The sequence below is a fragment of the Nisaea sp. genome (genome assembly GCF_965216895.1).
Lineage (GTDB): Bacteria > Pseudomonadota > Alphaproteobacteria > Thalassobaculales > Thalassobaculaceae > Nisaea.
The window spans coordinates 3,198,033-3,218,539 of the sequence record NZ_OZ244205.1 but is presented as its reverse complement, the minus strand read 5'-3'; the positions used below and the strand labels follow the sequence as shown (position 1 = coordinate 3,218,539).

6 protein-coding genes are annotated in these 20,507 nt (G+C 67.4%); 3 read left to right on the top strand and 3 right to left on the bottom strand.

Annotated features, from left to right (window positions below):
* Positions 1-14 precede the first annotated feature (14 nt).
* Positions 15-686 (bottom strand): glutathione S-transferase family protein, encoded by a 672-nt coding sequence (locus tag ACOOE1_RS15475; RefSeq protein ID WP_420403096.1) that lies wholly within the window; start codon positions 684-686, stop codon positions 15-17.
* 391 nt (positions 687-1,077) lie between these two features.
* Here ACOOE1_RS15475 and ACOOE1_RS15470 point away from each other — a divergent pair, with 391 nt between their 5' ends.
* Positions 1,078-15,930 (top strand): hypothetical protein, encoded by a 14,853-nt coding sequence (locus ACOOE1_RS15470; protein WP_420403095.1) that lies wholly within the window; start codon positions 1,078-1,080, stop codon positions 15,928-15,930.
* Between the two features lie 14 nt (positions 15,931-15,944).
* On the opposite strand, the gene ACOOE1_RS15465 is transcribed toward ACOOE1_RS15470, so the two are convergent.
* A complete protein-coding gene (locus ACOOE1_RS15465) occupies positions 15,945-17,330 on the bottom strand; it encodes a hypothetical protein (protein ID WP_420403094.1) in 1,386 nt (461 codons plus the stop codon).
* 68 nt (positions 17,331-17,398) lie between these two features.
* On the opposite strand from ACOOE1_RS15465, the gene ACOOE1_RS15460 reads away from it, so the two are divergent.
* Together ACOOE1_RS15460 and ACOOE1_RS15455 are read left to right on the top strand one after the other, a co-directional pair.
* A complete protein-coding gene (locus ACOOE1_RS15460) occupies positions 17,399-18,175 on the top strand; it encodes a hypothetical protein (RefSeq protein WP_420403093.1) in 777 nt (258 codons plus the stop codon).
* Positions 18,162-19,778 (top strand): hypothetical protein, encoded by a 1,617-nt coding sequence (locus ACOOE1_RS15455; protein WP_420403092.1) that lies wholly within the window; start codon positions 18,162-18,164, stop codon positions 19,776-19,778. Before ACOOE1_RS15460 ends, ACOOE1_RS15455 begins: the two co-directional genes overlap by 14 nt.
* On the opposite strand, the gene ACOOE1_RS15450 is transcribed toward ACOOE1_RS15455, so the two are convergent.
* The gene (locus ACOOE1_RS15450) at positions 19,768-20,394 is read right to left on the bottom strand and encodes a methyltransferase domain-containing protein (protein ID WP_420406443.1); all 627 of its coding nucleotides are present in this window, start codon (positions 20,392-20,394) and stop codon (positions 19,768-19,770) included. The two genes, ACOOE1_RS15455 and ACOOE1_RS15450, sit on opposite strands and share 11 nt — an antisense overlap.
* Positions 20,395-20,507 lie beyond the last annotated feature (113 nt).

Here is a 20,507-nt window from a genome sequence, read left to right as displayed (position 1 = left end):
TGCCTCCTGAACGCCTATCCCGCGAGATGCATGGACGGATCGCGGACCGCGTCGAAACTCGGACGCGCCGATACGTCTGCGTAATAGCGCACGACGTTCGGCGTCAGCGCCTCCGTGCCGCGCAGCAGGACCCAGCGATGCACCCGGATCGTCATCGGAATATCGCCGTAGCTCCAGGCGTCGTCCGCGATATGCCTGGTCCGTCCGAGCTGTGCCTCGACGATAAGCCAGGCCTTTTCCAGCCGCTCCAGCGATTGCCGGGCGATTTCGGGGTCGCGCTCGCCTTCCGGCAGGCGAATCGTGTGTTTCACCAGATTGTGCATCGGCGGAATCAGCTCGTTGTTCTCCCACATGACCCAACGCGCCGCCGACGCGAATCGGCGGATGTCGTTGCCGTAGAATCCGGCGGGATCGTAGGTCATGGCGAGATACTGCAGGATCGCGTTCGATTCCCAGAGCGTGAAACCGCCATCCCGGATCGTCGGCACGGTTCCGTTCGGGTTCATCGCGCGGTATTCCGGCGTATCGACGACACCGAAGGCCACGTTTCCCTTGGCGACATGCCCGGCGGCGCCCATGGTCGCGCTTGCCAGCGTCAGGTTGTAGGGAAGACCCAGTTCCGCCAGAGCAAGCAGGACTTTCTGCGTCCGCGCCGAGGTCGGCCTGCCCCAGAGTTCGATCGTCATTCGTATTTCGCCATGCTTGTGCCCTACCTCACGTGCCGCCCAGTCCGGCCTGAAGTGCTTTCCTTCCCGGATATTCGCGCTATCCGGCCGGTTTGCCAGCGTCCATTGCTCCAACGTTGCAAAGGTTTCCACCCAGCGGAACGGTCGGTGGGAAGACCGGAAATTAATTCCTGGTTTACCGCCTCAACAGGTTCAACTTCGTCAAAAAGCTAACTAAATTTTAGGGGTTACGGTCTATCAAGTCCCGTAGGCGCACCATCGAATAGGATGGAATTAAATAAACTTTTATTGAAATTATCTACATGTTGCGTCTATATGGTGGATTGTATGGTCGGTCCCGATTCCGGCTGGAGAACCCGGTCGGCCCAAGAGCCACGCTTTGGAGCGAAGAATGGCAAGAAGGTGGAACAGAGGTGATGACGACGACGATCGCGAAGACGACGATCGCGAAGACGAGGATCGCGAAGACGAGGACGACCGGGACGATGATGATCGCGATGACGATGACGATGATGACCGTGACGGCGATGAGTCCGAGGCTCGCGGCGGCATCATGACAGGCACCGACGGCCGGGACACCATCACCGGGTCCGACGAAGACGACACCATCTCCGGTCTGGGCGATCGCGACACCCTCTACGGGCGCGATGGCAACGACCAGCTCTTCGGCAACGACGGCAATGACTACATCGACGGCGGCGACGGCGACGACCTGATTCATGGCGGCGACGGCAAGGACACGCTGTCCGGCGGCGACGGCAATGACACCATCTACGGTGACGACGGCAAGGACAGGATCTCCGGCGGCGATGGCGACGACTACGTCTACGGAAGCGACGACAAGAACAGCCTGTTCGGCAACAATGGCGACGACTTTCTCTATGGTGGCGACGGCAACGAAACCCTGTCGGGCGGCGCCGGCAACGACACGCTGATCGGCAACGGCGGCGACGATTACCTGCGCGACAACAGCGGTTCCAATCTCTTCTCCGGCGGCGCGGGAGAGGATTCCATCACCGGCGGCCAGGATGCAGACACCATCTATGGCGGCGACGACAACGACCGGATCGCGGGCGGCGCGGGCAACGACCTGATCGACGCGGGCGCGGGTGACGATACCGTCTCCGGCGACTACCAGAACGACACGCTTCTCGGCGGTGCCGGCAATGACCTGATCCGCGGCCGCGGCGGTAACGACAGCCTCGACGGCGGGGCCGGCGACGATACCGTTTCCGGTGATTCCGGCAATGACCAGATTTACGGCGGCGAAGGCGACGACCGGATCTACGGGCGCGGCGGCAACGACACCGTCCATGCCGGCGGCGGCAATGATCTGGTCTCCGGCGACTACGGCAGTGACCACATCGACGCCGGCGACGGCGACGACACCGTTCGCGGGCGCGGCGGCAACGACACCATCCTTGCCGGCGGCGGCAACGATCTGGTCTCCGGCGACTCCGGCAACGACAGCATCGATGGCGGTGCGGGCGACGACACGATTTCGGGCCGCGGCGGGAACGACACGATCGACGGCGGTGCGGGCAACGATCATGTGCGCGGCGATTACGGCAGCGAATCCCTTGTCGGCGGCACCGGGGACGACACGATCTCCGGCGGCGGCGGCAACGACGCCATTTCCGGCGGAGAGGGCGACGACAGTCTCAGCGCGAGCTATGGCAAGGACACGATTCTCGGCGGCGACGGAGCCGACAGCATCGACGGCGGCTCGGGCAACGACGTGCTCTCGGGCGGGGCCGGAGACGACACCATCGTTGCGGGCGAGGGCCGTGACACGATCGACGGCGGCGCGGGCAACGACCTGATCGCAGGCCGTGCCACCCATTTCCAGGGCGATCACCTGCAGGGCCTGGACAGTGGCGATACCCTGCTGCTGACCGACCTTGCCCTCGATGCCGACGACGTCTCGCTGCAGACCTATTCCGGCACCACCTATGTCGTCATCGACAAGAATGGCAACGGCTGGCCGGATTACTATTTCTCCGTCGACGGCAATTTCCAGTCCATCAACGTCACGGCAGACGAAAACGGCACCAGCCTCACCTTCGTCACCGGACCGGTCACCGGGACCGGCGGCGACGACAGCATCGACGGCACCAGCGATGCGGACACCATTTCCGCTCTTGCCGGAAACGACACCGTTTCCGCGGGCGCCGGCGAGGATATCGTCGAGGGCGGGGCCGGCAACGACCAGCTCGACGGCGGAGCGGACAGCGACACGCTCTCCGGCGGCGCAGATGCCGATGTCCTGGACGGCGGTGCCGGGAACGATCTCCTCGACGGTGGTGAGGGCAGTGATGTCCTTTATGGCACCGACGGTACGGATACGCTCTCGGGCGGTGCCGGCGACGATGCGCTCTACGCCGGCGACAGCGGTGTCGTGGATGGCGGTGCCGGCGACGACACGCTTTATGTCGACACCCGCTCTGACCTCGACGGCCTCTCCGTCAGCAATGTCGAAGACATCGTCATCGCCGACGAGCAGGCGAGCGAGGGCGACGATGCCATCTCCGGCTTCGCGGACTCCGACACCCTCAGCGGCCTCGGCGGTAACGACACGCTCGACGGCCTGGCGGGCGACGACGTGCTCGACGGCGGCGCGGGCAATGACGAGATCACCGGCGGCGCCGGCAATGACGCGCTCTATGGCGGTGAAGGTTCCGACACCCTCGAAGGTGGCGCCGGCACAGACACGCTCTCGGGCGGCGCGGACGCCGACGTCCTGGACGGCGGTGCCGGCAATGACGCGCTTTATGGCGGCGACGGCGACGACGTTCTCTACGGCGCCGACGGTACGGATACACTCTCGGGCGGTGCGGGCAATGACGCGCTCCATGCCGGCGACTCTGGCGTTGTCGACGGCGGTGCCGGCGACGACACGCTTTATGTCGACACCCGCAGCGACCTCGACGGCCTCTCCGTCAGCAATGTCGAAGACATCGTCATCGCCGACGAGCAGGCAACCGAAGGCGACGATGCCATCTCCGGCTTCGCGGATGCGGACACGCTCAGCGGCCTCGGCGGCAACGACACGCTCGACGGCCTGGCGGGCGACGACGTGCTCGACGGCGGCGCGGGCAATGACGAGATCACCGGCGGTGCCGGCAATGACGCGCTCTATGGCGGTGAAGGTTCCGACACCCTCGAAGGTGGCGCCGGCACAGACACGCTCTCGGGCGGCGCGGACGCCGACGTCCTGGACGGCGGTGCCGGCAATGACGCGCTTTATGGCGGCGACGGCGACGACGTTCTCTACGGCGCCGACGGTACGGATACACTCTCGGGCGGTGCGGGCAATGACGCGCTCCATGCCGGCGACAGCGGTGTCGTGGATGGCGGCGACGGCGACGACACGCTTTATGTCGACACCCGCAGCGACCTCGACGGGCTCAGTGTCTCGAACGTCGAAGATATCGTCATCGCCGACGAACAGGCGAGTGAAGGCGACGAGGCGATCTCCGGCTTTGCCGATGCAGATACCCTCTCCGGCCTTGGCGGCAACGACACGCTCGACGGCCTCGCGGGCGACGACGTCCTCGACGGCGGCGCGGGCAACGACGAGATCACCGGCGGTGCCGGCAACGATGCGCTGACCGGTGGAACCGGCGAAGACACTCTCTCGGGCGGTGACGGCGCGGACGCCCTCCATGGCGGCGCGGATGCCGACATCCTGGACGGCGGTGCCGGGAACGATCTCCTCGACGGTGGTGAGGGCAGTGATGTCCTTTATGGCACGGACGGTACGGATACGCTTTCCGGCGGCGCCGGCGACGATGCGCTCCATGCCGGCGACTCTGGCGTTGTCGACGGCGGCGACGGCGACGACACGCTTTATGTCGACACCCGCTCCGACCTCGACGGCCTCAGTGTCTCGAACGTCGAAGACATCGTCATCGCCGACGAGCAGGCGAGCGAAGGCGACGACGCGATCAGCGGCTTCGCGGATGCGGACACCCTCTCCGGCCTCGGCGGTAACGACACGCTCGACGGCCTGGCGGGCGACGACGTGCTCGACGGCGGCGCGGGCAACGACGAGATCACCGGCGGTGCCGGCAACGATGCGCTGACCGGTGGAACCGGTACGGATACCCTGAGCGGTGGAACTGGCGACGATTCGCTTGATGGCGGCGCGGATGCCGATGTCCTGGACGGCGGTGCCGGGAACGATCTCCTCGACGGTGGTGAAGGCAGCGATGTCCTTTATGGCACCGACGGTACGGATACGCTCTCGGGCGGTGCGGGCAATGACGCGCTCCATGCCGGCGACAGCGGTGTCGTGGATGGCGGCGACGGCGACGACACGCTTTATGTCGACACCCGCAGCGACCTCGACGGGCTCAGTGTCTCGAACGTCGAAGATATCGTCATCGCCGACGAACAGGCGAGTGAAGGCGACGACGCCATCAGCGGCTTTGCCGATGCAGATACCCTCTCCGGCCTCGGCGGCAACGACACGCTTGACGGCCTCGCGGGCGACGACGTCCTCGACGGCGGCGCGGGCAACGACGAGATCACCGGCGGTGCCGGCAACGATGCGCTGACCGGTGGAACCGGCGAAGACACTCTCTCGGGCGGTGACGGCGCGGACGCCCTCCATGGCGGCGCGGATGCCGACATCCTGGACGGCGGTGCCGGGAACGATCTCCTCGACGGTGGTGAGGGCAGTGATGTCCTTTATGGCACGGACGGTACGGATACGCTCTCGGGCGGTGCGGGCAATGACGCGCTCCATGCCGGCGACAGCGGTGTCGTGGATGGCGGCGACGGCGACGACACGCTTTATGTCGACACCCGCTCCGACCTCGACGGCCTCTCCGTCAGCAATGTCGAAGACATCGTCATCGCCGACGAACAGGCGAGCGAGGGCGACGATGCGATCAGCGGCTTTGCCGATGCGGACACGCTCTCCGGCCTTGGCGGTAACGACACGCTCGACGGCCTGGCGGGCGACGACGTGCTCGACGGCGGCGCGGGCAACGACGAGATCACCGGCGGTGCCGGCAACGATGCGCTGACCGGTGGAACCGGTACGGATACCCTGAGCGGTGGAACTGGCGACGATTCGCTTGATGGCGGCGCGGATGCCGATGTCCTGGACGGCGGTGCCGGGAACGATCTCCTCGACGGTGGTGAAGGCAGCGATGTCCTTTATGGCACCGACGGTACGGATACGCTCTCGGGCGGTGCGGGCAATGACGCGCTCCATGCCGGCGACAGCGGTGTCGTGGATGGCGGCGACGGCGACGACACGCTTTATGTCGACACCCGCAGCGACCTCGACGGGCTCAGTGTCTCGAACGTCGAAGATATCGTCATCGCCGACGAACAGGCGAGTGAAGGCGACGAGGCGATCTCCGGCTTTGCCGATGCAGATACCCTCTCCGGCCTTGGCGGCAACGACACGCTCGACGGCCTCGCGGGCGACGACGTCCTCGACGGCGGCGCGGGCAACGACGAGATCACCGGCGGTGCCGGCAACGATGCGCTGACCGGTGGAACCGGCGAAGACACTCTCTCGGGCGGTGACGGCGCGGACGCCCTCCATGGCGGCGCGGATGCCGACATCCTGGACGGCGGTGCCGGGAACGATCTCCTCGACGGTGGTGAGGGCAGTGATGTCCTTTATGGCACGGACGGTACGGATACGCTTTCCGGCGGCGCCGGCGACGATGCGCTCCATGCCGGCGACTCTGGCGTTGTCGACGGCGGCGACGGCGACGACACGCTTTATGTCGACACCCGCTCCGACCTCGACGGCCTCAGTGTCTCGAACGTCGAAGACATCGTCATCGCCGACGAGCAGGCGAGCGAAGGCGACGACGCGATCAGCGGCTTCGCGGATGCGGACACCCTCTCCGGCCTCGGCGGTAACGACACGCTCGACGGCCTGGCGGGCGACGACGTGCTCGACGGCGGCGCGGGCAACGACGAGATCACCGGCGGTGCCGGCAACGATGCGCTGACCGGTGGAACCGGTACGGATACCCTGAGCGGTGGAACTGGCGACGATTCGCTTGATGGCGGCGCGGATGCCGATGTCCTGGACGGCGGTGCCGGGAACGATCTCCTCGACGGTGGTGAAGGCAGCGATGTCCTTTATGGCACCGACGGTACGGATACGCTCTCGGGCGGTGCGGGCAATGACGCGCTCCATGCCGGCGACAGCGGTGTCGTGGATGGCGGCGACGGCGACGACACGCTTTATGTCGACACCCGCAGCGACCTCGACGGGCTCAGTGTCTCGAACGTCGAAGATATCGTCATCGCCGACGAACAGGCGAGTGAAGGCGACGACGCCATCAGCGGCTTTGCCGATGCAGATACCCTCTCCGGCCTCGGCGGCAACGACACGCTTGACGGCCTCGCGGGCGACGACGTCCTCGACGGCGGCGCGGGCAACGACGAGATCACCGGCGGTGCCGGCAACGATGCGCTGACCGGTGGAACCGGCGAAGACACTCTCTCGGGCGGTGACGGCGCGGACGCCCTCCATGGCGGCGCGGATGCCGACATCCTGGACGGCGGTGCCGGGAACGATCTCCTCGACGGTGGTGAGGGCAGTGATGTCCTTTATGGCACGGACGGTACGGATACGCTTTCCGGCGGCGCCGGCGACGATGCGCTCCATGCCGGCGACTCTGGCGTTGTCGACGGCGGCGACGGCGACGACACGCTTTATGTCGACACCCGCTCCGACCTCGACGGCCTCAGTGTCTCGAACGTCGAAGACATCGTCATCGCCGACGAGCAGGCGAGCGAAGGCGACGACGCGATCAGCGGCTTCGCGGATGCGGACACCCTCTCCGGCCTCGGCGGTAACGACACGCTCGACGGCCTGGCGGGCGACGACGTGCTCGACGGCGGCGCGGGCAACGACGAGATCACCGGCGGTGCCGGCAACGATGCGCTGACCGGTGGAACCGGTACGGATACCCTGAGCGGTGGAACTGGCGACGATTCGCTTGATGGCGGCGCGGATGCCGATGTCCTGGACGGCGGTGCCGGGAACGATCTCCTCGACGGTGGTGAAGGCAGCGATGTCCTTTATGGCACCGACGGTACGGATACGCTCTCGGGCGGTGCGGGCAATGACGCGCTCCATGCCGGCGACAGCGGTGTCGTGGATGGCGGCGACGGCGACGACACGCTTTATGTCGACACCCGCAGCGACCTCGACGGGCTCAGTGTCTCGAACGTCGAAGATATCGTCATCGCCGACGAACAGGCGAGTGAAGGCGACGACGCGATCTCCGGCTTTGCCGATGCAGATACCCTCTCCGGCCTCGGCGGCAACGACACGCTTGACGGCCTCGCGGGCGACGACGTCCTCGACGGCGGCGCGGGCAATGACGAGATCACCGGCGGTGCCGGCAACGATGCGCTGACCGGTGGAACCGGCGAAGACACTCTCTCGGGCGGTGACGGCGCGGACGCCCTCCATGGCGGCGCGGATGCCGACATCCTGGACGGCGGTGCCGGGAACGATCTCCTCGACGGTGGTGAGGGCAGTGATGTCCTTTATGGCACGGACGGTACGGATACGCTTTCCGGCGGCGCCGGCGACGATGCGCTCCATGCCGGCGACAGCGGTGTCGTGGATGGCGGCGACGGCGACGACACGCTTTATGTCGACACCCGCTCCGACCTCGACGGCCTCTCCGTCAGCAATGTCGAAGACATCGTCATCGCGGACGAGCAGGCGAGCGAGGGCGACGACGCGATCAGCGGCTTCGCCGATGCGGACACCCTCTCCGGCCTCGGCGGAGACGACACGCTCGACGGCCTGGCGGGCGACGATGTCCTGGATGGCGGCGCGGGCAATGACGAGATCACCGGCGGCGCCGGCAATGACGCGCTCTATGGCGGCGACGGTTCCGATACGCTCCATGGCACCGACGGTACGGACACGCTGAGCGGCGGCGCGGGCGACGATGCGCTCTATGCCGGCGACTCTGGCGTTGTCGACGGCGGTGCCGGCGACGACACGCTTTATGTCGACACCCGCAGCGACCTCGACGGCCTCTCCGTCAGCAATGTCGAAGACATCGTCATCGCGGACGAGCAGGCGAGCGAGGGCGACGACGCGATCTCCGGCTTCGCGGATGCGGACACCCTCTCCGGCCTCGGCGGTAACGACACGCTCGACGGCCTCGCCGGCGACGACGTGCTCGACGGCGGCGCGGGCAACGACGAGATCACCGGCGGTGCCGGCAACGACGCGCTGACCGGTGGAACCGGTACGGATACCCTGAGCGGTGGAACTGGCGACGATTCGCTTGATGGCGGCGCGGATGCCGATGTCCTGGACGGCGGTGCCGGGAACGATCTCCTCGACGGTGGTGAGGGCAGCGACGTCCTTTATGGCACCGACGGCAGCGACACGCTTTCCGGCGGTGCGGGCAATGACGCGCTCCATGCCGGCGACAGCGGTGTCGTGGATGGCGGCACCGGCGACGATACCCTTTATGTCGACACCCGCTCCGATCTCGACGGTCTCTCCGTCTCCAATGTCGAAGACATCGTCATCGCCGACGAGCAGGCGAGTGAAGGCGACGACGCCATCAGCGGCTTCGCCGATGCAGATACCCTCTCCGGCCTTGGCGGCGGAGACACGCTCGACGGCCTGGCCGGCGACGACGTCCTCGACGGCGGTGCGGGCAACGACCAGATCAGCGGCGGCGAGGGCAACGATGCGCTCTATGGCGGATCCGGCGAAGACACGCTGTCCGGTGGAACTGGTGCGGACACGCTCTCGGGCGGTTCAGATGCCGATGTCCTGGACGGTGGTGCCGGCAACGACCTCCTCGACGGTGGCGAAGGGTCCGACACGATCTACGCGACCGACGGAGCCGACACGCTTTCCGGCGGCGCGGGCAATGACGCGCTCTATGCCGGCGACTCCGGTGTCGTGGATGGCGGTGCCGGCAACGATACACTTTATGTCGACACCCGCTCCGACCTCGACGGCCTCTCCGTCAGCAATGTCGAAGACATCGTCATCGCCGACGAACAGGCAAGCGAAGGCGACGACGCGATCTCCGGCTTCGCCAATGCAGATAACCTCTCCGGCCTTGGCGGCGACGACACACTCGACGGTCTCGCGGGCGACGATGTCCTGGATGGCGGCGCCGGCAATGACGCGCTCTCGGGCGGTGCCGGTAATGACGCACTCACCGGTGGAACCGGCGACGACACGCTGAGCGGCGGCGCCGACAGCGATACTCTCGACGGTGGCGACGATGCCGATGTCCTGTACGGCGGTGCGGGCAACGATACGCTTTCCGGCGGCGCGGATGCCGACGTCCTAGACGGCGGCGACGGCGATGATGTGCTCGACGGCGGTGCCGGCGACGACGTTCTCTCGGCGGGTGCCGGCAACGACACCCTCTCCGGCGGCGACGGCGACGACGTGTTCTATGCCGGGGCCGAAGGCGGTGCGATCTTCGGTGGTGCCGGCAACGACACGCTCTATGTCGAGACCCGCGAAGATCTGGCGAAGTGGAGCTATGGCGACGTCGAGCAGGTGGTCGTCGCGGAGGACGTGGCGACCGAGGGAGATGACAGTCTCGACGGCTACGAGGATTCGGACACGATCTACGCACTCGGCGGAGACGATACCGTCAGCGGCCTCGGCGGGGACGACACGCTCTACGGCGCAGCCGGGAACGACCTACTGGACGGCGGAGCCGGCAATGACGCGCTCTATGGCGGCGAGGATGCAGACCAGCTCTATGGCGGTGCCGGAAGCGACGCCCTGAGTGGCGGGACCGGGAACGACACGCTCTCCGGCGAGGATGGAACGGATACCCTGTCCGGCGGCGCCGGGAGCGACCTGCTCGACGGCGGTGCGGGCGACGATCAGATCATCGGCGGAGATGGTTCCGACACGGTTTCCGGCGGCGACGGCGCGGACCGGGTGATGGGCGAAGGCAATGACGACCTGGTCTATGGCGGCGCGGGCAACGACTTCCTCAGCGGTGGCGGCGGCAACGATACGATCTACGGCGAGGCCGGCGACGACACGCTCGGGGGCGGTGACGGCGCGGATTCCGCGGAGGGCGGTTCGGGCAACGACACCGTCTATTCCGGCAGCGGCGACGATACCGCGGTCGGCGGCGACGGCGACGATTCCCTTGAGGGCGGTTCCGGCAACGACCTGCTCGACGGCGGCGACGGCGCGGATGCGCTCCGCGGCGGTTCTGGCGACGACACGGTCGACGGCGGTGCCGGGAACGACGATATCCAGGCCGGCGAAGGTGACGACCTGATCCGGGGCGGCGCCGGGAACGACGACATCCTCGGCAACGAAGGAAACGACACCCTCTCGGGCGGCGAGGGCGCGGACGATCTCAATGGCGGCGGCGGCAACGATCTCCTCTACGGGGAGGAGGGCGACGACACCCTGTTCGCCTATGTCGGGGACGATTCCCTCCATGGCGGGGCCGGCAACGACACCCTGGTCGCCGGGACGGGCAACGATCAGCTGAATGGCGGCACCGGAAACGACCTCCTCCTGGGTGAGGAGGGCGAGGACAGCGCGACCGGCGGCGACGGCAGCGATACCATCTATGGCGGCGCGGGCAATGATCTGCTGTCCGGCGGAGACGGAAACGACCGTCTCTCCGGCCAGGACGGCGCGGACACGCTCTCCGGCGGCGCGGGTAACGATCTGCTTGAGGGCGGTGCGGGCAACGACCTGCTCTATGGCGGCGAAGGCGACGATTACCTTTCCGCGAAGGACGGCGCGGACACGGTCTATGCCGGCGCCGGCGACGACGCGATCTATGGCGGCGACAGCGCTGTCATCGACGGCGGCGACGGCAACGACACGCTCTATGTCGACACCCGCTCCGATCTCGACGGGCTCACGGTCAGCAATGTCGAGGACACCGTGATTGCGGACGAGGTGCCGACCCGCGGCGACGACGCGATCAGCGGCTTTGACCGCAACGACACGCTTACGGGTTATGAAGGCAACGACACGCTCGATGGCCTCGCGGGCGACGATGTGCTCGACGGTGCCTACGGCAACGACGAGATCACCGGCGGTGCCGGGAACGACGCACTGAGCGGCGGCAATGGCGACGACACGCTCTACGGCGGCGCCGACGACGATACCCTGTCCGGCGGCGCGGACGCGGACCTGCTCGTTGGCGGCAACGGCGACGACCTGCTCGACGGCGGTGCCGGCAACGACACGCTTTCGGGCGGCGCCGGCAGCGATACCCTCTCTGGCGGCGACGGCGACGACGTGTTCTATGCCGGCGACAGCACGGTCATCGACGGCGGCGCCGGCAACGACACGCTCTATGTCGACACGCGCAGCGACCTGGACGGTCTCTCCGTCAGCAATGTCGAAGACATCGTCATCGCCGACGAGCAGGCGACCGAAGGCGACGATGCGATCTCCGGCTTTGCCGATGCGGATACCCTTTCCGGCCTCGCAGGCGACGATACGATCGACGGTCTCGCGGGCGACGACGTGCTCGACGGCGGTGCGGGTAATGACCAGATCACCGGCGGAGACGGCAATGATGCCCTGACCGGCGACCTTGGTGACGACACCCTTTCGGGTGGCGTAGGCAATGACACGCTGTCCGCCGGCGCGGGCAACGACGTGCTCGAAGGCGGCAACGGCGACGACACGCTGGACGGCGGCTCCGGGGACGACACCCTATCGGGCGGCGCAGGCAACGACGCGCTCTCCGGCGGAGCCGACAATGACGCGCTGGAAGGTGGCGAGGGGAACGATATCCTCGACGGCGGCGCCGGGAACGACACGCTCTATGGCACCGACGGCACGGACACGCTCTCCGGCGGCGCCGGCGACGACGCCATCTACGCCGGCGACAGCGGCGTGGTCGACGGCGGCGCCGGCAACGACACGCTCTATGTCGACACCCGCTCCGACCTCGACGGCCTCACCGTCTCGAATGTCGAGGACATCGTCATCGCCGACGAGCAGGCGACCGGCGGCGACAATGCGATCTCCGGCTTCGACGGCGCGGATACGCTTTCCGGCCTCGCGGGCGACGACACGCTCGACGGGCTAGGCGGCGACGACACGCTCGACGGCGGCGATGGGAACGACGAAATCACCGGCGGGGACGGCAACGACTCCCTGACCGGCGGGACCGGCGAAGACACCCTCTCCGGCGGCGCCGACGGCGACAGCCTCTCGGGCGGGTCCGGCAACGACCTGCTCGATGGCGGCCTCGACGGCGATACGCTGAGCGGAGAGGAGGGCGACGACACGCTGAGCGGCGGTGACGGCGACGACCTGCTCGACGGCGGCGAAGGCAACGACGTGCTCGAGGGCGGCGACGGCGACGACACCGTGCTCAGCGACAACGGCGACAACACGATCTATGGCGGCGCCGGGAACGACGAAGTGGGCGCGGGGCATGGCGACGACCTGCTGGATGGCGGCGCGGGCGACGATTCGATCACCGCAAACGGCGGCACCGATACGATCAGCGGCGGCGACGGCGCCGACACGGTCCTTGCCGGGGACGGTGCCGATTCTGTCGATGGCGGTGCCGGAAACGACAATCTCGACGGCGGTGACGGCGCGGATACGCTCAGCGGCGGCGCGGACGACGACCTGGTGAATGGCGGCGCGGACAACGACGTGATTGACGGCGGCGCCGGGAACGATGTGCTCGACGGCGGCGACGGCGACGACACGATCGACGGCAGCGACGGGGACGACAACCTGTCCGGCGGTTCCGGCAACGATACGCTGTCCGGCGGCGCCGGCAACGACATGCTCTCGGCCGGCGCGGGCGCGGACATGCTCGATGGCGGGACCGGAAACGACACCCTCACGGGCGAAACCGACGCGGAGACCCTTTCGGGTGGCGACGGAGACGACGTTCTGTCCGGCGGCGGCGGCAACGACGTGCTCGACGGCGGCGCGGGCAATGACGAGATCACAGCCGGCAGCGATGTCGACACCGTGCTCGGCGGCGGCGGCAACGACACCATCGTCAATCTGGGCGGCGCCGACAATGTCAGCGGCGGCGACGGCGACGACCTGATCACCGGCAGCTCGACCGCCGAGACGCTCGACGGCGGCGCGGGCGACGACACGATCTCCGGCGGCGGCGGCACCGACAGCATCGCCGGTGGCGAGGGCAACGACCGGATCACCGGCGGCGACAATGCCGAGACGCTCGACGGCGGCGCCGGCGACGACCTGATCAGCGGCGGTGCCGGCAATGACCGGATCCAGGGAGGTTCGGGGGCGGACACCCTTGTCGGCGGCGACGGCGCGGACAGCTTCGTCGGTTCGCTCAGCGAGCTCGACGGAGACTCGATCGGCGATTTCGATCCCGACAGCGGCGACCTCGTGATCGCCGATGCAAGCTTCGACAGCGACGCCGTCTCCCTCAGCGTCGCCGGCGGCAAGACCACGGTGACCATCGACGCCAATGGCGATGGCAACGCGGACGCGACCTTCATTCTGGACGGCACCTTCCATTCGGTGGCCGCGACGGCGTCCGGCAGCAGCACCGCTCTCGCCTTTTCCGCAGAGGTTACGGCAACCGAAGGCGCGGACACGCTCTCCGGCACCGCGGAGGCCGACACCATCACCGGTCTCGCGGGCGACGACCTGCTCCAGGGCGCGGGAGGCAACGATCTGCTCGACGGCGGTTCCGGCAACGATACGCTGCAGGGCGGTGCCGGGGCCGATGCCCTGTCCGGCGGCGGCGGCGCGGATCTCCTCTCCGGCGGCGCGGGCGCCGACGCCCTGACCGGCGGGGCCGGAAACGATACTTTCGCGGGCAGCGCGGCCGAGGTTTCCGGCGACACGATCAGCGACCTCAGCGACGGCGATGCGGTGTTGATCCGGGGTGCCGAGTTCAGTTCCGACAATGTCACGCTGACGGTTTCGAACGGTGTCACCACGGTCGCGATCGACGCCGATGGCGACGGCCAGGCGGATGCGAGCTTCACCATCGAGGGCGAGTTCCGCTCCGTGGCGGCGGCGGCGACCGACGGCGACACGACCCTGTCCTTCTCCACCGAGCCGGATCTTTCCGACAAGCTGATCTGGTCGGTGCACAGCACGGGCGATTTCAACGGCGACGGCAAGCAGGATATGCTGCTGACCTCGAACCAGGGCGGTGTTTCGGTCTGGACCCTCGACGGCGCGACGCCTCTCGAGAAGGCCGCGACCGGGTCGCTCACCAGCGGCGACTTCTCGATCCAGACCGTGGCAGATTTCGACGGCGACGGCGACGACGACGTCCTGCTGAAGAGCAGCGACGGCGCGGTCTCGGTCTGGGAAATGGACGGCGCCACGGCAACGGAGAAAGCCTATTCCGGCCGGATCCAGAGTGGCTGGGAGATTACCGGAACCGCCGATTTCGACGGTGACGGCGGCCATGACATCCTGCTGCGTCACCAGGACGGCGCGGTCTCGGTCTGGCAGATGGACGGCGGCACCACGGAGAACCGGTCATATGCCGGCCAGCTCAGTTCCGACTGGACGGTCGAGCAGATCGCCGATTTCGGCGGCGACGGCAAGTCAGACCTCCTGGTCCGCAACAGCAATGACGGCACCGTCTCGGTCTGGGAAATGGACGGCGGCACCGCTTCCAACAAGTCCTACGCCGGCAAGCTCGGCGCCGGCTGGGAAATCGAAACCACGGCCGACTTCAACGGCGACGGCAAACAGGACATCCTGGCGGTCGGCAGCGACGGCGCGGTCTCGGTCTGGGAGATGGATGGCGGCACCGCCTCCGGCAAATCCTACGCCGGCAAACTCGGCGCCGGCTGGGAGATCACGTCGGTGAAGGACTTCACCGGCGACGGCAAGGCCGATATCCTGACACAGAATGCCGACGGCGCGGTCTCGGTCTGGGAGATGGACGGCGGCACCGCCTCCGCCAAGACCTATGTCGGCAAGCTCGGCGCCGGCTGGGAGATCGAGCAGATCGCCGACTTCAACGGCGACGGCTCGAACGACCTCCTGACCGCCAACAGCGACGGCGTGGTCTCGCTCTGGGAAATGGATGCCGGCGGGACCTCGGAGAAGGCCTATGTCGGTCAGCTGCAGGAAGGCTGGGAGCTCGGCAAGATCGCCGACTTCAACGGCGACGGCACCGCCGATATTCAGCTCCAGAACACCGAGACCGGCCAGGTCTCGATCTGGGAGATGGACGGCGCCGACGTGGTCGTCGCCGGGCTCACCGGCAATCTCTGGGCTGATCTGGTCTGATCGCCCGACCGCTATCAGGGTGCGACATAGACGCTGAGCAGGGCCACGCTGCCGCTCAACAACACCACCGTGGCGACCAGCCGGGCCGCGTCCCGGATTGACAGAACGCGGCTCCGGCGCAGCAGGATCGCCTGCCCGCCCAGCATGACATAGGAGGCGACGATCACCCCGACGCCGACGCCTTCGAGTTCGGCCATCCGGTAGCCAATGACGGTGCCGGCCCAGAGCGTGCCGATCGCCAGCAGATAGACGGTGACGATCTCGCGGCTCGGACGGGTGCGCGCCGACATCGCGATCGGCATCAGCCAGGAGGCCATGATCATCGGGATGCCCGCGACCAGGAAGATCTTCAGCGCCGGGACCGCTTCGGCATAGGCACTGTAGACCAGCGGCACGATCAGCTTGGCGGTCAGCACGCCGATGCTGGAGAGCACCGAGATCACCAGCGCGAGCTTGAGCGCGTCATTGACGACGCGCGGCGAGAGCGCGAAGGGTTCGGCCGCATAGGCTTCGGCGGAGAGTTTGGGATAATAGGCTTGGGCGATGGTACCGAAGGTTCCGGCGTAGAGGCCGAGCACGGCCGCGGCGAAGGAGAACTGACCGTAGGTTTCCGGATCGGCAAGCTGGGCGACGAACCAGCGGTTCGCCATCATGAAGAAACTCCAGAGCGAGACGGAAACAAAGAGCGGAAAGGCCACGACGATGGTGCGACGGACCCGTGGGACGCTCGGGCGATAGCGGATATCGAGCGGGTCGCGCCGCAGCATGTTCACGGCGATGCCGCCGAACCAGAGAATCAGAACCGAGAAACAGCCGGACAGACCGCCGAAGAACAGCCCCAGCACCCGCGGCACCGTGAGGCCGACCTGGGCGATCGCGTTGTTCGCGGTGAACTGGACATAGTTCGAGAGCCCGCGATAGAGCGCGAGATGTCCCATCAGGATGAAGAGCACGCCGCCGGCGGTGATCGCGAGCAGCGTCGCCGGCATCGGCAGCGGCACCTTGAAGGAATTGCGGAAGAAATAGGCGAGCAGAAGCGCCGACGTTATGGCGATCGCCGCAAGATAGAACCGGGTCCAGAGCATACCCTGTATCCGGACGCCTGCGGGTTTTCCCATCCCCGCCTGCTTCATCCGCGCCGCGGTCCGGGTGATCAGCTGCGAGGTGCCGAGATCGAGCAGCCAGAGATACTGCACGAAGGTCGAGATCAGGATGAACTGGCCGAACGAGACCGGCTCCATGAACCAGGGAATGAACAGCCCGGTCGCGGCGACGCAGACATTGACCGTGGGAACGACGAGCGCATAGCTGCGCGGGCTCTCGAGGAAACGGGCAAGAGTTCCGGTCGCGGTCGGCAAGGTCGGCGGCTCGGTGCTTTGCGGATCGTGGCCGCTCGTCATATGCTGGCTCCCGGAAAACCGCCGGTTGACTTTGCGCCGGCCGGGCGGACAGGCATGAGGCGGATCGGATGGAGTGCGACTGGGTTGAGGGAATACCGGCCGCGGTTCGGATCGGCGCCATCGAAGGCACCGCGTTTGGAATTGAAACTGCCGACCGTCACTCGTTCTTCACCTTTGCGCCCGAAAGATACGGCGCCCGCATTATAGACGATCACGCGCCCCTGATCGGCCCCGAAACCGGCGAGCGGAGGATCTCCGTCGAAATGGCCGAGGGCGCCTGGAACGCGACGGTTGGCTCTGCCGTCAGCCCGCGGCGGCTTGCCTTCAGGGCCTCGCTTACCACGCTTTCGCCCTCGCTCTTCCAGGATTTTGTCCTGCGCGCTGTTTTTTCCGCCGGTTCCTTCGCCGAGGCCGAGATCGGCGGCGAACGGTTCGGCCACGAGGGCCGCGACATCTACCATCAGCATCCGGTGCGGTCGGCAAGGCTGTCCGGCCAGCACGGAACTCTGACGGTCCGCGTGACGGAGGCGGCGACCGGGCCCTGGTTCGAGCAGGTGCTCTATGTCCGCGACTCGCCGGAGGGCTGGGTCGTGCACGCCCGGCTGCTGCCGAAAGCGCCCTATGCACAGCTCTGGATCCGCTGGTTCAACCGGTTTTTCCGGCTCTCCCTGCCCGACGCTGCGAGCCACGCACTGCTTGCCCTGCCGGGAGTGGGGCGGGCGCTCTGGTACGCCGCGGAGCGCGGCGGCGCCGGTGCGCTGCAGCTGCAGGCAAGCGGGCTTGCCGGCGTGCCCGAAGGCGAGACCCTGACATTGGCGATGGAGCTGGATTTTGACCACGTCTGAGGCCTCTCCCGCCGACCGCCTCGACGCCCTCGCGCACGGCATCGCCGGCGCGCTGGCCGACCGGTGCGACCGGCGCCACGGTTTCCGGGAGACCGAATTCTACGGCACCGCCTTCGCCTGCATGCTCTGGCGCCGCTGGCCGGAGCGGTTCGGGGAGGATCTGACGGCTGGCCTCGAGCGGCTCCGGGTGCAGGACAAGCGCGCGCGCATTGGCGCCTGGCAGAACCCGTATCATTGGGAGTTCGTCCGCTTCGCGCTCGCCGACCTGTTCCGGCCCGGGCCGGCGGCCGGCTTCGCGGACAGCATCGAGATTCTGGGCAGGCCGCGCTTCGTCGGCACCCGCGTCGCCAACTGGATGCTGCTGCGGAGCACGGTCAGGATCCTGGAAGGGCACGGGGCCGGGCCCTGGTTCGGGCGCCTGGAGCGCCGGTTCGTCCTCGCGCTCCATCAGCAGCCGGACGGATTCATCGAGGACCAGCGGGGCGCGCCGACACAGCAATACCATGCCTTCATGGCGGCGCTGCTCGGCTACCAGATCGCTGTGCTGGGTGAAGGCTCCACGTTCTTGCGCAACCGTTTCGCGGCGGCGCTCGAGGCCCTGCAACGCACGGCACTGCACGGCGGAGAGGTCAACGCCGTCGGGCGCGGACGGTTCCAGAGTTTCGGCTATGCGGCGGCGGCACTGGCACTTGCATTCGGCATCCGGCTCGGGCTTGCCGCGCCCGGCGCCGAGACGCTGTTGCAGGCGATCGTCCAGCGCCTCGAACGCGCCACCGGCCCGGACGGCGCCCTGCCGCTCATGATCGACGGAAACGATGCGCGGACCGAAACCGACCCGGCACCGGTGCATCCGCATCAGAACCGGATCGGCTGGCATTCCTATAACAACGGGCCGGACTATCTCGCCTTCTCGGGGGCGATATTGAAACTCGCGGCGGAGCAGCTCGACGGAGTGGCGCGGCCGCCGGCGACAGACCCGCTGCCCGACGAAGACAGCCTGGGGGACGGCATCCGGATCTTCCGCAACCCGGCCTATGCCGCCATCGTCACCCTGCCCCATGCGGAGCTGGCAGCGGCCCAGCCGCAGCCCTATATCGTGACGGCCTCCGGCCAACGCCCCCTGCCATCCTATGGCGGAGAGAAACTGCCCGGGAGCATCTATGGCCCGCTCGCCCTGCCCCTCCCGGTCTTCGAAGACGCTTCAGGCAGTTTCCGCCCTCTTCTCGATGGCGCCCTGTTTCGCTGGGCCGGACCGAACCGCATCGTCGGCGAGACCGGAACCCTGCGATTTGAGCGCACTTTCGGCTTCGCGGCCGACGCGGTGACGATCGAGGATGCCCTGACCGTGAACGTGTGGAAGGACGGCGATCTGCTGCATCTGCCGTGGCTCCCGCTTGCCGACGCGACCGATACCGGAGCGCACGGCGCAGAATTCTCCCTCGAAGGTGGCCGCCTGATCGCTGAAGCCCCTCTCGCCCCGGTTCCCGCTGCCGGTGCGCAATACGGCATGTCGGGCAGACTGCGGGTCTGGTCCCGCACAATCCCTCCCCCGCCGAAAGGGAAGATCGCACGGGCGGTCTGCCGGATCCTTCTTACGCCTTGATCCCGTCCACCAGCAGCGAGAGATGCGAGGAGGGAAAGCTCTTGTCGGGGGTGCCGAAGCGCCGGCAGCGATGGATATGGCCGCGCTCTTCGATCCAGGGCTCCTCGTGGAACCGGCCCTCTGCATCGAACCATTCCCGCGGTTCCACCCTGAAACCGGCCGCCGCGAGGGCCGCGCCCAGGCTTTCGACGGTAAAGAGCTGCTTGTGATCGTCGGCACCGGGGCCGATGCCGCCGGGTTCCACATGTCGGATATAGTCCGGATCCGGATTGTGCCCGTCGGGCACCGCGATCCGGATCGTGCCGCCGGGTTCGAGGTAGCGGTGGGCGTTCTCCAGCACTGCCGGTATCCGCTCGGGCGGAATATGCTCGAACACGTGCTCCGCCAGCAGCCGTTCGACCTTTCCCTCGGCGCCGACGAGGTCCGCCCAGGCGGCCGGGTCGGTGGCATCGAAGAAGCCAATATCGGAGCCGAGCCAACCGGTTTCCGGTGCCGCACCGCCAAGCACGATGCGGAGCGGCTCGCCCGCTTCGGCCGCCGCGCGCAGCTTGCGTTCCGCTGCCCTGTCCCGAAGAGGACGGAGAAAAAGCTCCGAGATCTTTTGCCTGAGGCCCATCCTGCTCACGTTCTTTTAACCGGTACGCACAAAAATGTGGTGCAAGCGGTTCAGAAATCACGATAAGTCACCGTCTCGCACGATATACGAGGCGGGGCCGATCTGATAGGTTA